At 50.7% G+C, this 13737-nt stretch carries 15 protein-coding genes; 11 read left to right on the forward strand and 4 right to left on the reverse strand.

Annotated elements, in window-relative coordinates; translation table 11 throughout:
• The first annotated feature begins 17 nt into the window (after positions 1 to 17).
• A complete protein-coding gene (locus tag GS12_RS00880; protein ID WP_034943150.1) occupies positions 18 to 1160 on the forward strand; it encodes an ABC transporter ATP-binding protein in 1143 nt (380 codons plus the stop codon).
• Positions 1161 to 1214: 54 nt separating this feature from the next.
• Here the strand turns inward: GS12_RS00880 and GS12_RS00885 are convergent, their stop codons facing one another.
• The gene (locus GS12_RS00885) at positions 1215 to 2078 is read right to left on the reverse strand and encodes a YicC/YloC family endoribonuclease (protein WP_034943152.1); all 864 of its coding nucleotides are present in this window, start codon (positions 2076 to 2078) and stop codon (positions 1215 to 1217) included.
• 491 nt (positions 2079 to 2569) lie between these two features.
• Between GS12_RS00885 and GS12_RS00890 the strand changes: the two genes are divergently transcribed.
• The 6 genes from GS12_RS00890 (at position 2570) to pyrE (ending at position 8898) form a co-directional block, all read left to right on the forward strand.
• Entirely contained in the window at positions 2570 to 4276 is a 1707-nt protein-coding gene (locus GS12_RS00890; RefSeq protein WP_034943154.1) for a lysophospholipid acyltransferase family protein, read from the forward strand.
• Positions 4277 to 4367: 91 nt separating this feature from the next.
• Positions 4368 to 5333, forward strand: a complete 966-nt coding sequence (locus GS12_RS00895; protein ID WP_152601328.1) for an HlyD family secretion protein — start codon at positions 4368 to 4370, stop codon at positions 5331 to 5333.
• On the forward strand, positions 5326 to 6237 hold the full coding sequence (locus tag GS12_RS00900; RefSeq protein WP_034943156.1) for an ABC transporter ATP-binding protein: 912 nt from the start codon (positions 5326 to 5328) through the stop codon (positions 6235 to 6237). Before GS12_RS00895 ends, GS12_RS00900 begins: the two co-directional genes overlap by 8 nt.
• Positions 6238 to 6241: 4 nt before the next feature.
• On the forward strand, positions 6242 to 7369 hold the full coding sequence (locus GS12_RS00905; RefSeq protein WP_034919584.1) for an ABC transporter permease: 1128 nt from the start codon (positions 6242 to 6244) through the stop codon (positions 7367 to 7369).
• 118 nt (positions 7370 to 7487) lie between these two features.
• On the forward strand, positions 7488 to 8204 hold the full coding sequence (gene rph / locus GS12_RS00910) for a ribonuclease PH (RefSeq protein ID WP_034918388.1): 717 nt from the start codon (positions 7488 to 7490) through the stop codon (positions 8202 to 8204).
• A 52-nt stretch (positions 8205 to 8256) separates the two neighbouring features.
• A complete protein-coding gene (gene pyrE, locus GS12_RS00915; protein WP_034918390.1) occupies positions 8257 to 8898 on the forward strand; it encodes an orotate phosphoribosyltransferase in 642 nt (213 codons plus the stop codon).
• A 37-nt stretch (positions 8899 to 8935) separates the two neighbouring features.
• Here pyrE and slmA read toward each other — a convergent pair whose 3' ends face one another.
• The 3 genes from slmA to coaBC form a co-directional block, all read right to left on the reverse strand.
• A complete protein-coding gene (gene slmA, locus GS12_RS00920; protein WP_034918392.1) occupies positions 8936 to 9532 on the reverse strand; it encodes a nucleoid occlusion factor SlmA in 597 nt (198 codons plus the stop codon).
• 119 nt (positions 9533 to 9651) lie between these two features.
• Complete coding sequence (gene dut / locus GS12_RS00925) at positions 9652 to 10110, reverse strand: dUTP diphosphatase (protein WP_034943159.1); 459 nt, start codon at positions 10108 to 10110, stop codon at positions 9652 to 9654.
• Entirely contained in the window at positions 10088 to 11299 is a 1212-nt protein-coding gene (gene coaBC, locus GS12_RS00930; protein WP_152601329.1) for a bifunctional phosphopantothenoylcysteine decarboxylase/phosphopantothenate--cysteine ligase CoaBC, read from the reverse strand. The genes dut and coaBC overlap by 23 nt, the downstream gene beginning before the upstream one ends.
• A gap of 194 nt (positions 11300 to 11493) precedes the next feature.
• Between coaBC and radC the strand changes: the two genes are divergently transcribed.
• The 4 genes from radC to mutM all read left to right on the forward strand — a co-directional run bounded on the left by radC (position 11494) and on the right by mutM (position 13732).
• Complete coding sequence (gene radC, locus GS12_RS00935) at positions 11494 to 12168, forward strand: RadC family protein (protein WP_034943267.1); 675 nt, start codon at positions 11494 to 11496, stop codon at positions 12166 to 12168.
• Positions 12169 to 12423: 255 nt separating this feature from the next.
• The gene (gene rpmB / locus GS12_RS00940; protein WP_034918399.1) at positions 12424 to 12660 is read left to right on the forward strand and encodes a 50S ribosomal protein L28; all 237 of its coding nucleotides are present in this window, start codon (positions 12424 to 12426) and stop codon (positions 12658 to 12660) included.
• A 16-nt stretch (positions 12661 to 12676) separates the two neighbouring features.
• A complete protein-coding gene (gene rpmG, locus GS12_RS00945; protein WP_001051798.1) occupies positions 12677 to 12844 on the forward strand; it encodes a 50S ribosomal protein L33 in 168 nt (55 codons plus the stop codon).
• A 78-nt stretch (positions 12845 to 12922) separates the two neighbouring features.
• Positions 12923 to 13732: a bifunctional DNA-formamidopyrimidine glycosylase/DNA-(apurinic or apyrimidinic site) lyase gene (gene mutM, locus GS12_RS00950; protein WP_034943162.1), complete on the forward strand. Its 810-nt coding sequence runs from the start codon at positions 12923 to 12925 to the stop codon at positions 13730 to 13732.
• Positions 13733 to 13737: the final 5 nt, after the last annotated feature.

A 13737-nucleotide genomic window follows, 5' to 3' on the forward strand; every position in this document is an offset into this window, starting at 1 on the left:
CACGCGAGGAAAAAAAGATGTCCACCATTCGTCTGAAAAATGTCTTTAAGCGCTTTCACGATACGCAGGTCATTAATAACGTCGATCTTGAAATTCAACACGGCGAATTTTGCGTGTTTATCGGGCCGTCAGGCTGCGGAAAATCAACGCTGATGCGAATGATTGCCGGTCTTGAAACCATCAGCGCCGGGGAGATTTCAATCGGCGGAACCGTGGTTAATACGCTGCCGCCCGCCGGGCGCGGGGTGGCAATGGTTTTTCAGAGCTACGCGCTCTATCCGCACATGACGATTTACGAAAACATGGCGTTCAACCTGAAACTGGCGAAAAAAGAGAAAGCAGAGATTGAACAGCGCGTGATGAATGCTGCAAAAATCCTGCAACTGGAGCCACTGTTGCAGCGCCTGCCCAAGGCGCTCTCCGGCGGTCAGCGCCAGCGTGTGGCGATAGGTCGCGCAATCGTCCGCGATCCTGAAGTGTTTTTGTTCGATGAGCCGCTCTCCAACCTGGATGCTTCACTGCGCGTCGCCACACGCGTGGAGATAGCCCGGCTGCACCACCGGCTGGGAAACACAATGATCTATGTGACGCACGACCAGGTGGAAGCCATGACTCTGGCGGACAAAATTGTCTTGCTGAACAGCGGCCCGGCGATGTTAACAAAAGGTTCTGTGGCGCAGGTTGGCCATCCGCTCGATCTTTATCATCATCCGGTGAATGAATTTGTGGCGGGCTTTATTGGTTCACCCAAAATGAATTTTCTGCCTGGTGAACTGATAACGGGTGATACGGAGGCCGCCAGCGTGCGGTTGATTAACGGTAAGGCGATCAGCGTGCAGGTGAATGCCGCTGCGGCAAACGTGGGCGACGCGGTCAATGTTGGTATTCGCCCCGAGCACGTGCAGCTTTGTGCGCCTGAGCATGCGCATTTATCCGGCAGTGTGCAGCACATTGAACACCTGGGCGAAGCGGCCTATTTTTATGTCGACGTGGCGGGCAGTGATCCAGTGGTTATTCGTTACTCAGGCGAACGGCAGCCGTTGCTGGGCGACGAAGTCGGGCTGACCATTCCTGCGTTCCATACGCATCTGTTTGACAGTAACGGCGAGGCGTTTCAGCGCACCTCGGAAAAGGTTCGAAAAACGGCGGTTTCAGCCTGATTTAAGGGGTAAATCGAAGAAAAGACGCCCACCGAAAGGTGGGCGGAAAGGGTGTTACTCAATATTCTGAATCTGCTCGCGCATCTGCTCAATTAACACCTTCAACTCAATAGCGGAGGTGGTTACCTCGGCGTTGATCGATTTAGAGGCCAGCGTGTTCGACTCGCGGTTAAATTCCTGCATCATAAAGTCGAGGCGGCGTCCCACTGCCTCTTTCTTTTTCAAAATGTTATAGGTTTCTTTAACATGCGCCTCAAGTCGGTCCAACTCTTCAGCCACGTCTACGCGCTGCGCCAGCATAATCAGCTCCTGCTCAACACGGTTGTTATCCAACTGTACCTGCGCTTCCTCAAGCTTGCTGACCAGACGATCCCGCTGCCACTTCAGCACTTCAGGCATTTGCGCGCGCACTTTTGTCACCTCTGTGCTGACGCCTTCCAGTCGCTGTTCAATAAGTGATTTCAGTGCCGCGCCTTCGCTCTCGCGAGCAATGATGAACTCGTCCAGCGCCGTATCCAGCGCAACCAGCAGTTTGGCGGAGATGGCGTCAAGATCCTGCTCGCCAGCCGACATTACGCCGGGCCAACGCAAAATATCGACAGGGTTAATTTCACCCTCATCGCTTTGCATTTTGACCCAGTTAGCCGCCTGAACAAGCTGGATAGCCAGTTTTTCATTCAGGACTAACGATGTTTGTGCGCCAGGGTCGGCATCGTAACGCAGGTTGCATTCAATTTTTCCGCGCGTCAGTCGATTGCGTATACGCTCACGAATGACCGGTTCCAGACCCCGAAACTGCTCGGGTAAACGGATGTAAGTTTCCAAATAGCGTTGATTAACGGAGCGAAGCTCCCAGGCGGCACTGCCCCAGCTTCCTTTAGTTTCGCGTCGGGCGTAAGCGGTCATGCTGCGGATCATTTTGCATACCTGTAGTCAGAAAAAGATAAGGGGATTATAGCGATGGAGGCGGCACCTTGACAGACGTTCTGTCAACCTTTGGAAAATGAGTTTAGAAATGTGTTACTTAACGCAGAGGCGCGCAAAATAATATTATTATTATGAAAGTCATTGATGTGATGAAATGGTCTTCAGGAAGAGAAATTATACAATTTAATCTTGTGGTCAGTTTTTATTCCCCCTGCTTTCTGAGTGGTCGGGTTTAAAAGCATATTTCGTGATAAAACGAATTCCTGGAGTGAAACAGCTATATTTTTCTAAAACGTACGACATATAATTGGCGTAAACTAATGATAAAAATTCCAGATTTAAGTCATAATACTGTATTTTTATCATAAATTTCTTGCTTTGTATTATACTCAAGGGATAGAGTTTACCATAAAGTAAATGCATAATTTATATGCATCGCACATGGACGTTCAGGCTTTAATAATTGGATTTTAAAGGTTACTATGGACAGTATTGAACGAATTATCATGGAGTTTTTTCCAAATAAATCCATTCCATCTTTGTTAAAGAAGTTTATCAAGTGGATAGTGGGGGAGGATAAGTTAGCCTCTGCACTAGAAAGCATCGCTGATAAAAGAGGCATTGAATGGACGGAAGACGTTGCGGATCAGCTGGGTTTACGTGCAGAAACGCACTTTAGTGATTATGATAATATTCCTGCTCAGGGACCGACAATCGTTTTTTCCAATCATCCTACCGTTCTTGATGGCTTGATGGTGATTAATACCGTTTCTCAGGTAAGGAAAGATATAAAGATTGTCGCGAATCATGTTCTGACGCTGTTATTTCCACAGGTGAAAGACATCGCCATCGGCATAAGAAATATGCAGGGAAAGATGAGTCATAAACAGCTTAAGGAGATGAACGATCACCTTGCGCAGAATGGCGTGTTAATTATATTCCCTGCGGGTAAACTTGCCGGTCTTACGTTATTTGGCCTGCGTGAGGCGCCGTGGCAGGAGGGATTTCTTCGCCTTGCAGTAAAATATAATGCGGCTCTGGTTCCGGTTCATATTCAGGGGAGAAACAGTTTTTTTTATTATCTGGCTGCGGCCATCTGGCGTCCACTCTCTAATCTCATGCTTTGCCGTGAATGCCTGAAGCATAAAGGAAAAACGCGAAGAATAAAAATATCCAGGCAGATAAACATTTCCGGAATGGATAAAAACACATATAAAGCAGTCGTTGATGACTGCAAAAAACATCTGATTAACGTCGGTCCAGGCAAGCCAGGTGTTCTTCCCCAATCTCCACCCATCGCCAGGCCTGAAGAGAGGTCTTTGTTGCATAACGCGCTAAACAAGTGCGAGATTTTACGAACAAATAGCGATGGGAAAGTGCTCTTTCTTTATCACTATCGAGGCGAAATTTATTCACCGATACTTAATGAGCTGGGGCGATTAAGAGAAATATGTTTTCGGGCTATTGGGGCGGGAACCGGTGAAAAGCGTGATAATGATATCTATGACAGAGAATATTATCATGTCATTTTGTGGGATCCTCATCATCTGGAAATTGCGGGCGCTTACCGTTTGATCCCTGCCGGAAAGCAGATTGACAGGCGTGGTGTGGAAGGACTTTACAGTCATCATCTATTTCATTACAACGAGATGTGTTTGCCACAAATTCGTCAAAGCGTTGAGATTGGCCGGGGATTTATCCAGCGACAGTATCAACGAACTAACGCGCTGGATATATTGTGGAAAGGGATTTTTTATTTCATTAATACCCAGACTGATTGTAAGTATCTGCTGGGCGTATTAACTATTCCGGGTAACTACCCCCGAAAAGCGCAACAGCTGATCGTGGGATTTTATCAGCTTTATTTCTCTGTAGACAAAGACGCGTGCTGTTTAACTCAGCCCTATCTCGTATCGGACATTACTGTTAGCGATTATTTTGCAGGCGAAGATTTCGAAAAAGACTGGAAGAAACTGCTCAGCCACTTAAAAGAACTGAATTGTGAGCTGCCGTGGCCTTATAAACAAGCGGCGAAGTGGTATAAACCAGGTGGATCAAAACTATATTGTTTTGTTGAAGACAAAAGCTTTAATTCCATTGCCGGACTGAATTGTTGTGAAGTAGAGAAGCTTAAAAATATGTATCACATGCATTATTTAAGCAGGCCGCAGACCGATGTTGAGAAGTGATAATTTAAAGCTGAGGGTAACCTGCTTTCTGAAACAGCAGGCCGATGCCTGACGAACATGTCTTCCGGGTTTGGTTCATTTGGATCTTTTAATGAAATTTATCGGTAAAAAAATTTTCCTCTTTGTTGGTGCTCTGCATCTGATGAGCTGTAATGATCCTGAGTCGCAATATCTTTCAGGGTATTCCCACGCCGATTTTATCTATCTGTCCCATGCTGCTTCCGAAAAGGTGGAAGCGCTACTGGTCAGTAAGGGCGAACGGGTAGAAAAGGGCCAGCCGTTGGTAAAGATGGAAGGTTACACTTCACAAAATGCGTTGCGCATTGCGGAAAAGAATTATCAGGCTGAAAAGGCGCTGTTAACTAATCTGGAATCGGGAGAACGTCCCGATGAGTTAAGTATTATTTATGCGCAACTCGAACGTGCGCGTTCTGCTGCAAGGCTGGCAAAAAACCACCTTGAGCGCTATCAAAAGCTTTACGCCACTAAGGTGATTTCAGCCGCTGAACTGGAAAACGCACAAGAAGATCTGACGCAGAAAAAATCTCACGTTGATGAGCTGTCCAGGCAGTTAAAGGTTAAGCAGCTTCCCTCCCGACAGTCACAAATTGATAATCAGTCAGCGCGTGTTGAGTCCGCCAGATTGCAATGGGACAAAGCCGTTTGGGATAGTGAGCAAAGCATGATTGTTGCGCCCGTTGGCGCGCGCGTGCATGACATTATCTATCGCCAGGGTGAACGTGCCGCCGCCGGACAGCCTGTTATCAGTTTGCTGCCGCCTGAAAATATTAAAATACGCATTTATATTCCTGAAAAGAGGCTGGCCACTGTTCAGGTGGGAATGAAGGTGAGAATCTGGCTTGACGGCAGAGAAGAACCGGTGTCAGGACACATTAATTATATTAACCCTCAGGCCGAGTACTCTCCGCCGGTTATTTACAGCACGCATCGACGCGAAAAATTGATATTTATGGCTGAAGCCGTTCCTGACAAAGCGCAGGCGCAATACATAAATATTGGTCAGCCGGCGAGGGTGGAGATTGTTTCCAATGAGTGAGTTATGCATTGACGTAAACAATCTCAATAAATATTTCGGAAAAAATCACGTCGTAAAAGATTTTTCGCTGCAAGTGGCTAAAGGGGAAATATATGGTTTCCTTGGCCCCAACGGCAGCGGTAAAACCACCTCAATACGCATGATGTGCGGCCTGATTACGCCTGACTCGGGTGAAGGGCGATGCCTGGGCATGGACATTTTTACGCAGCGAGAGAGAATTAAAAGGCGTATTGGTTATATGACCCAGCACTTTTCAATGTGGGGCAATCTTACCATACGCGAAAATCTGATGTTTATGGCCCGTCTGCATGGTCTGGAAGCGCGTAAGCAATGTGTGGAGCAGACGCTTGACGAGATGGGGCTGGCTTCCCGTCAGCACCAGCAGGCCAACATGCTCTCTGGTGGCTGGAAACAGAGGATGGCGCTGGCTGCCTGTATGCTGCATAAGCCTTCGCTGCTGTTTCTGGATGAGCCAACCGCGGGCGTCGATCCAAAGGCGCGAAGAGAGTTCTGGCAAACGTTGCATCACCTGTCTGCCGAGGGAATGTCCATTCTGGTTAGTACGCACTATATGGATGAAGCCGAGCGATGTCATAAATTGGCTTATCTCTCTTACGGCAATTTGTTAGCCAGCGGTACGATTTCGTCGATTATTAAGGCGCAAAACCTCACCACCATACAAATACGCGGCCGTTTCCTGACGGCCATCGAAAACAGATTGCAGAAAATTCCGGGCGTTGAGCAGACCGTTATATTTGGCAACTCGCTTTATGCAACGTCTGGTGAAAGAGAGAAATTAAAGGAAATCATCGCGCAGATTGTCTCTGCTGAATACGAGGTAAGTGAAGTAGATACCAACCTGGAAGATGCCTTTACCTGGCTAATGAAAAATAATGGTGATTAAAGGGATGTTTAATTTTTCGTTTATGCGCTGGCTGGGCGTGGTGATTAAGGAAATGCACGAACTACGCCGCGACAAAGTCAGTGTGGCAATGGTTTTCCTGACACCGCTTTTTCAGCTGGTCATTCTGGGTTACGCGGTAAATATGGATGCACGAAATATCCCCACCGCTTTGCTGAATTATGACTCCGGCCATCTGAGCCAGGTTTTTGTCGCCGCGGCGCAAAATACAGACTATTTTTCTATGCGTCCGGTCGCCAGTGAAGCGGAAGCACGAGAACTTTTTGTTAAGGGCGACGTGATATTCACCGTGACGATACCGGCAGGCTTTACCCGAAAAATCCTGCGGGGAGAGAAGCCTCAGCTGCTGGTTGAGGGGGATGCCATCGATCCGATGACCATTGGAAACGCGCTGAGCGCCATTGCTCAATCTTCGAAAACCATGCTTAACGGCGATCTCCCTCCCGCTTTAAAAGGTGCGGCGGGGAAAGATGTTTTCGATCTGATTATTCACCGTAAATTCAATCCGGAAGGGATTACGCAATACAATACTATCCCGGGTATTATCGGTTCGATACTGAGCACCACCCTGATTTTGATGACGGCACTGGCTATTACGCGTGAACGTGAAAATGGCGCGATGGAAAACTTACTGATTTCACCGGTAACGGGTTTTGAAGTCATAGTGGGTAAAATTACGCCGTTTGTGCTTATCGGGCTTTTTCAATCCCTGCTGATCCTTTTCTGTTCCGTGGTCATGTTTGGCATTCCCTTAGCGGGCAGCGTTTTCTTGCTGTTGACCATCCTGATTATTTACATCTTTCTTTGTCTGTCCATTGGCATCAGTATTTCAAGCGTTGCGCAAAATCAGCTTCAGGCGTTGCAGATGTCCTCGTTCTACTTTATTCCTTCTGTCATGCTTTCCGGTTTTATCAGCCCCTTTATCAGCATGCCCGCCTGGGCACAAATAATAGGGTCGTGCCTGCCGCTCACCTATTTTATCCGGCTGATTAAAGGCGTTATGTTGAAAGGCTATACGCTGGCGGAACTTCTTCCCGACCTTTTGCCGATGTGTGCTATCGCGGTGGTGGTGATATTTATTGGTTTAAAAACCTATCGCAAGACGCTTGACTGAGTTACTGCCTGCAACGCAATCCTGTGCCAGACTTCAATCACCAGGGCTGGCATAGGCATTCGACGACGAAATCCGTATAATGCGCAGCCAATCATGATTTGCTAGCCGGAGAGAAACCATGCGTCCAGCAGGCCGAAGCGCGCAACAGGTGCGTCCCGTTAAACTGACTCGTCACTACACTAAACACGCCGAAGGCGCCGTTCTGGTTGAATTTGGCGATACTAAAGTGCTGTGTACCGCCACCATCGAAGAGGGCGTTCCGCGTTTTCTGAAAGGGCAGGGCCAGGGATGGGTGACCGCAGAATACGGCATGCTGCCGCGCGCCACACACAGCCGCAACGCGCGTGAAGCCGCTAAAGGCAAGCAGGGCGGCAGAACGCTGGAAATTCAGCGTCTGATTGCCCGTTCCCTGCGTGCGGCCCTCGATCTCAAGGCGTTGGGCGAATTTACGATTACGCTCGATTGCGACGTGCTTCAGGCCGACGGCGGCACCCGTACCGCGTCTATCACCGGTGCCTGCGTTGCGCTGGCAGATGCGCTTAATCATCTGGTTTCTGTCGGTAAACTTAAAGCCAGTCCGATGAAAGGCATGGTGGCGGCGGTTTCCGTTGGCATCGTTAACGGTGAAGCGCTCTGCGATCTTGAGTACGTTGAGGATTCCGCCGCCGAAACAGATATGAACGTCGTGATGACCGAAGACGGGCGAATGATTGAAGTGCAGGGAACGGCCGAGGGCGAGCCGTTCAGCCATGATGAGCTGCTTAACCTGCTGTCCCTCGCGCGAGGCGGTATTGATACGCTGATCGCGGCGCAGAAGGCCGCATTGCAAAACTGATGTTACCAGGCGACTTATGAGTCGCCTTTTTTATGAATGTGAGGAGCGAGAGATGAAAGCCTGGCAGCGCCAATTTATTGAATTCGCCATTAACAAGCAGGTGCTGAAGTTTGGTGAGTTCACGTTGAAATCAGGGCGTAAAAGCCCCTATTTTTTCAATGCGGGCCTGTTTAACACCGGTCGCGATCTGGCTTTGCTGGGGCGTTTTTACGCGCAGGCGCTGGTTGATTCCGGCATTGACTTCGATTTGATCTTTGGGCCTGCTTATAAAGGCATTCCTATTGCCACCACCACGGCCGTGGCGTTGGCCGATCATCACGACCGCGATGTCCCTTACTGTTTTAACCGTAAAGAGGCAAAAACACATGGTGAAGGCGGTACGCTGGTTGGCAGCACGCTCAGGGGACGCATCATGCTGGTTGATGATGTGATTACCGCGGGCACCGCGATCCGCGAGTCAATGGAAATTATTACGGCGAACAATGCCTCGCTGGCCGGCGTGCTGATTTCGTTAGATCGCCAGGAGCGTGGGCGTGGCGAGATGTCCGCTATTCAGGAAGTCGAACGTGATTATCACTGTAAGGTGATCTCGATCATTACCCTCAATGAGCTGATTGCCTATCTGGAGGAGAAGCCTGAACTGGCAGATCATCTGGCTTCGGTGCGCCATTATCGTCAAACGTATGGCATCTGATTATCAGGCGGGCCGGCCACTGCTGGCCCGTAACGCGTTATACCAACTGTGAAGCGAGTAGCGGCCAGCGGGTATCGAAGTCTACCGTTGGCCGGTAGCGAAATCCTGAACGTACAAAGCGGGAAAGCATACCTTCACAGAAAGCCAATAGCTGGCTCGCCAGCAGCGTTTCGTCAGTGGTAAAGCCTTCGCCTTCGCGCATGACTTTTTCACGAAGTACCTGGCGTAGCTGCACTTCAATACGCTCAAACAGCTGATTGATGCGGCTTTGCAGGCGGTCCTGTTCAAACATCAGCGCGTGGCCGGTCAGAATACGGGTCAGGCCTGGATTACGTTCGCCAAATCCAAGAATGAGTTGAATAATTAAACGCAGCCGCGGCAACGTCTCTTTTTCATCCTTTAAGATCAGATTGATGCGGGTAATCAGGCTGTCTTCGATAAATTCGATCAGGCTGTCAAACATCCGCGTTTTGCTGGGAAAGTGTCGATACAGTGCTGCTTCAGAGACGCCCACGCTGGCTGCAAGCTTGGCTGTGGTAATACGCTGGCTTCCATCGCTGGATTCCAGCATCTGCGCCAGCGCTTGCAGTATTTCTTCGCGACGATTCCTTTTCGCACTCTTTTTTTCTGCCATGTCCTGTAAAACCCCTGAAATATCACCTTGAACGGCAAATAGCCATGCAACATCCGCGAGCAGAGCGCTCACGGCGGAAAAAAGACAAGTTAATTGCTACAGGCGCGGAAAATAAACGGCTACTGGCGTCCTGAATGCCCGAAACCGCCTTCACCGCGAACGCTGGTATCAAAGGTCTCAACCACGTTGAAGTCAGCCTGTACAACCGGGACAAACACCATCTGCGCGATGCGCTCGCCCGGTTCGATAGTAAAGGCGTCCTGACTCCGGTTCCAGACCGAAACCATCAGCTGGCCCTGATAGTCAGAGTCAATCAATCCAACCAGATTACCCAGAACCACACCGTGCTTATGACCTAAACCGGAACGCGGTAAAATGACCGCTGCTAACTGCGGATCGCCGATATGTATCGCCAGCCCTGTAGGAATAAGCGTGGTCGCACCCGCTGCCAGAGAAACAGCCTCATCAAGGCATGCACGCAGATCGAGGCCCGCAGAACCGGTGGTGGCATAGGTTGGTAGCGGGAAGTCTTTCCCCACACGCGGATCTAAAATCTTAACGTCGATTTTTGTCGTCATAACGGCTGATTATCTCGTTCAGTAAAGTTTGGCCAAGGAGCGACTTGTCGCTGAGCGGCAAGGCTTTGTCTCCATTCTGCCAAAAAAGATGCAGGGCATTGGTATCACTGTTGAACCCCTGCCCGGCTTTTGAAACATCGTTAGCGCAAATTAAATCCAGATTTTTTCGTAGTCGTTTTTGTTGCGCGTATTCTTCCACATTCTGGGTTTCGGCGGCAAATCCGACCACATAGGGCCGTCCTTCCGTTTTAGTTGCCACACCGGCAACGATATCCGGGTTTTTTACCATCTTAAGGGTGATTTCATCACCCTGTTTTTTAATTTTTTCCGACGCAATCTCTTCCGCGCGGTAATCCGCTACCGCTGCCGTACCAATAAAAATCTGCTGTTGAGCGACGTCCGACATGACTGCTGACTGCATTTCCAGCGCGGTGGTGACGTCAACGCGTTTAACTCCCGGCGGCGTGCTCAAGGTTACCGGCCCACTCACCAGCGTGACGTTGGCGCCCCGCTTTGCGGCGGCGGCGGCAATAGCGAAACCCATCTTGCCTGAGCTGTGATTGCTGATGAAACGCACCGGGTCGAGCGCTTCGCGCGTTGGCCCGGCGGTGATCATAATATTCAGATGTTGCAGATCGGTTACGGGGGAAGACCACTTAACCGCCTCGTCGACAATGGCCAGCGGATCCAGCATACGGCCTGGCCCGACGTCGCCGCAGGCCTGGCTGCCGCTATCGGGCCCCCAGATAAGTACGCCGCGGTCAGCCAGCACCTGTAAATTGTGCTGCGTTGGCCGTGCGCGATACATTTGTTGATTCATGGCCGGGACAACGGCAATGGGCGCGGGCGTTGCCAGGCAGACGGTGGTCAGCAGGTCATTCGCCATGCCGACTGCGACCCGCGCGATCACATCAGCGGTGGCGGGAGCGAGAATGACTAAATCAGCCCATTTGCCCAGTTCAATGTGGCCCATAGCGGCTTCGGCCGCCGGGTCGAGCAGATCGTCAGAAACCGGATAGCCCGAGACCGCCTGAAGGCTGAGCGGCGTAATAAACGCTTTCGCCGCCTCGGTCACCACAACGCGAACGTCCGCGCCGCGATCGCGCAATCGTCTGACCAGTTCAGGTGTTTTATAGGCCGCAATGCCGCCGCTTACACCTAAAACGATGTGTTTACCGGTTAATCCCATCATGCTGTTTCCGCCCGTGAAGTCCGCCTGACGCGGCGACTTTCGCTCTGAAAAAAACTATTTTACCACACTCCTGAGCCTGCCTTTTAGCACGAGGTTGTCTTTGCGAGCCAGCTCGACATGCAGTAATGTATCTCTTGATGACTACTGTATATAATGCCATGATTTTTACCTTCCAGGAAGGAGCGATGAAAATGGATAAACAGTGGTTGGGCACACCGCCTCGTGAGAAGTTATTGCAGGGCGGCGCGGGCGCGTTAACCGATGCGGAATTGCTGGCTATTTTTTTGCGCACGGGCTGCAAAGGCGTGCATGTGATGACGCTGGCAGAGCAGCTTATTGCTGAGTTTGGCTCGCTGTATCAGTTGATGACCGCAGAAAAAAAAGCGTTTTCCCGCATCGACGGCGTGGGGACGGCCAAATATGCTCAGCTCAATGCCGTTGCTGAGCTGGCACGGCGCTTCTTTACCTGTAGTGAAGCGTTAGAAAAATCGGTAATTGGCACCCCAACGGACATGCTTAATTACCTTTACAGCGCGTTGGCGCATCGGGAGCGCGAAATATTCATGGTTATCTTCTTCGATAATCAGCATCGGGTTATTGAGGCGAGCGAAATGTTTTCCGGCACGCTGAACAGCGTTGAAGTTCATCCGCGAGAGATTGTCCGGCAGGCGCTGAAGCGCAACGCGGCGGCGCTGGCGCTGGCTCACAACCATCCTTCCGGCATTGCGCAGCCCAGCAGAGCGGATCGTGATGTGACTCAGCAGGTTATTCTCGCCTGTCAGCTACTGAATATTCGGGTGCTGGACCATATTGTCATTGGGCGCGGTGAATATGTTTCTTTCGCTGAAAGAGGCTGGCTATCATGAACGTATAAGCGTCAGCGGGCTGATTTAACCACCAGATGCAGTAATTTTGCACGATCCGCAGGGATCTTTATCTGTTCGGGACTTGAGCACCAGCGCCGCAGGGCGTATACTACGCCACCTTTGAGAATCTCGGGTTTGGCATTGGGCCTGCTCAGCGGGTTCACATTGAACTCGCCTGGATGGGCTCCGAGCCTGACGAGGCGGCCAAGACCTTATTTTTAAAGCTCGAGCTGATTTGATTTTTGGAGAATAGACATGTCACGAGTTTGCCAGGTAACTGGAAAGCGCCCGGTGACCGGTAATAACCGTTCCCACGCAATGAACGCGACGAAACGCCGTTTCCTGCCTAACCTGCACTCTCACCGTTTTTGGGTTGAGAGCGAAAAGCGCTTCGTAACACTGCGCGTATCTGCCAAAGGCATGCGCGTAATTGATAAGAAGGGTATCGATACGGTTTTGGCCGATCTGCGTACCCGCGGTGAGAAGTACTAAGGTAAGGAACTGAATCATGGCTAAAGGTATTCGTGAGAAGATCAAGCTGGTTTCTTCTGCTGGTACAGGTCACTTCTATACCACCACGAAGAACAAACGTACTAAGCCGGAAAAACTGGAACTGAAGAAATTCGATCCTGTTGTCCGCCAGCACGTGATCTACAAAGAAGCTAAAATCAAGTAATTGATGTTAGTGGATTAGAAAAACCTCGCTTCGGCGGGGTTTTTTCATTTATATCACCGCAGCAAGGGAGATGAGGTAATGCCGGAACTACCGGAGGTTGAAACCAGTCGGCGTGGAATTGAGCCGCATCTCGTCGGCGCCACGATCCTTCATGCCATCGTGCGTAACGGGCGCCTGCGCTGGCCGGTTTCTCAGGAAATTCACGCGCTGGCCGACCAGCCCGTTATGAGCGTGCAGCGCAGAGCGAAGTATCTGTTGCTGGAGCTGCCTCACGGCTGGATTATTATCCATCTGGGCATGTCAGGCAGCCTGCGCGTGTTGCCTGAAGCGCTTCCCGCCGCCAAACACGATCACGTTGACCTGGTGATGAGCAATGGCAAAGTGCTGCGCTATACCGATCCGCGTCGATTTGGCGCCTGGCTGTGGAGTAGCGATTTGGCCGCCAGCAACGTGTTGGCGCACCTTGGCCCGGAACCCCTCAGCGACGCGTTTTCTGCGGAGTATCTGTATGAAAAATCGCGCGGCAGGCGCACGCCTGTGAAACCCTGGCTGATGGATAACAAACTGGTGGTAGGCGTCGGTAACATCTATGCCAGCGAGTCACTGTTTGCCGCCGGGATCCATCCCGATCGTCCTGCTATGGCGATCGGTGTCGATGAGGCGGCGCTGCTGGTGAATACCATCAAAGCCGTGCTGCTGCGTTCGATTGAGCAGGGCGGCACCACCCTGCGCGATTTCCTGCAAAGTGATGGCAAACCCGGCTATTTCGCGCAGGAATTGCAGGTTTATGGTCGGGCTGAGGAACCGTGCCGCCTGTGCGGCACGCCGATTGAAAGCGCGAAACACGCGCAGCGCAGCACCTTCTTTTGCCCGCACTGCCAGCAGTAGAAAGC

The sequence above is a fragment of the Erwinia oleae genome (genome assembly GCF_000770305.1).
GTDB classification, from domain to species: Bacteria; Pseudomonadota; Gammaproteobacteria; order Enterobacterales; family Enterobacteriaceae; genus Erwinia; species Erwinia oleae.

What these genes read in the sequence shown, in the direction of transcription:
- rpmG (WP_001051798.1), top strand. Translation starts at nt 12,677, where the DNA reads ATGGCTAAAGGTATTCGTGAGAAGATCAAGCTGGTTTCTTCTGCTGGT.
- radC (WP_034943267.1), top strand. Translation starts at nt 11,494, where the DNA reads ATGGATAAACAGTGGTTGGGCACACCGCCTCGTGAGAAGTTATTGCAG.
- GS12_RS00880 (WP_034943150.1), top strand. Translation starts at nt 18, where the DNA reads ATGTCCACCATTCGTCTGAAAAATGTCTTTAAGCGCTTTCACGATACG.
- rph (WP_034918388.1), top strand. Translation starts at nt 7,488, where the DNA reads ATGCGTCCAGCAGGCCGAAGCGCGCAACAGGTGCGTCCCGTTAAACTG.
- dut (WP_034943159.1), bottom strand. Translation starts at nt 10,110, where the DNA reads ATGACGACAAAAATCGACGTTAAGATTTTAGATCCGCGTGTGGGGAAA.
- mutM (WP_034943162.1), top strand. Translation starts at nt 12,923, where the DNA reads ATGCCGGAACTACCGGAGGTTGAAACCAGTCGGCGTGGAATTGAGCCG.
- GS12_RS00895 (WP_152601328.1), top strand. Translation starts at nt 4,368, where the DNA reads ATGAAATTTATCGGTAAAAAAATTTTCCTCTTTGTTGGTGCTCTGCAT.
- slmA (WP_034918392.1), bottom strand. Translation starts at nt 9,532, where the DNA reads ATGGCAGAAAAAAAGAGTGCGAAAAGGAATCGTCGCGAAGAAATACTG.
- pyrE (WP_034918390.1), top strand. Translation starts at nt 8,257, where the DNA reads ATGAAAGCCTGGCAGCGCCAATTTATTGAATTCGCCATTAACAAGCAG.
- GS12_RS00885 (WP_034943152.1), bottom strand. Translation starts at nt 2,078, where the DNA reads ATGATCCGCAGCATGACCGCTTACGCCCGACGCGAAACTAAAGGAAGC.
- coaBC (WP_152601329.1), bottom strand. Translation starts at nt 11,299, where the DNA reads ATGGGATTAACCGGTAAACACATCGTTTTAGGTGTAAGCGGCGGCATT.
- GS12_RS00900 (WP_034943156.1), top strand. Translation starts at nt 5,326, where the DNA reads ATGAGTGAGTTATGCATTGACGTAAACAATCTCAATAAATATTTCGGA.
- rpmB (WP_034918399.1), top strand. Translation starts at nt 12,424, where the DNA reads ATGTCACGAGTTTGCCAGGTAACTGGAAAGCGCCCGGTGACCGGTAAT.
- GS12_RS00905 (WP_034919584.1), top strand. Translation starts at nt 6,242, where the DNA reads ATGTTTAATTTTTCGTTTATGCGCTGGCTGGGCGTGGTGATTAAGGAA.
- GS12_RS00890 (WP_034943154.1), top strand. Translation starts at nt 2,570, where the DNA reads ATGGACAGTATTGAACGAATTATCATGGAGTTTTTTCCAAATAAATCC.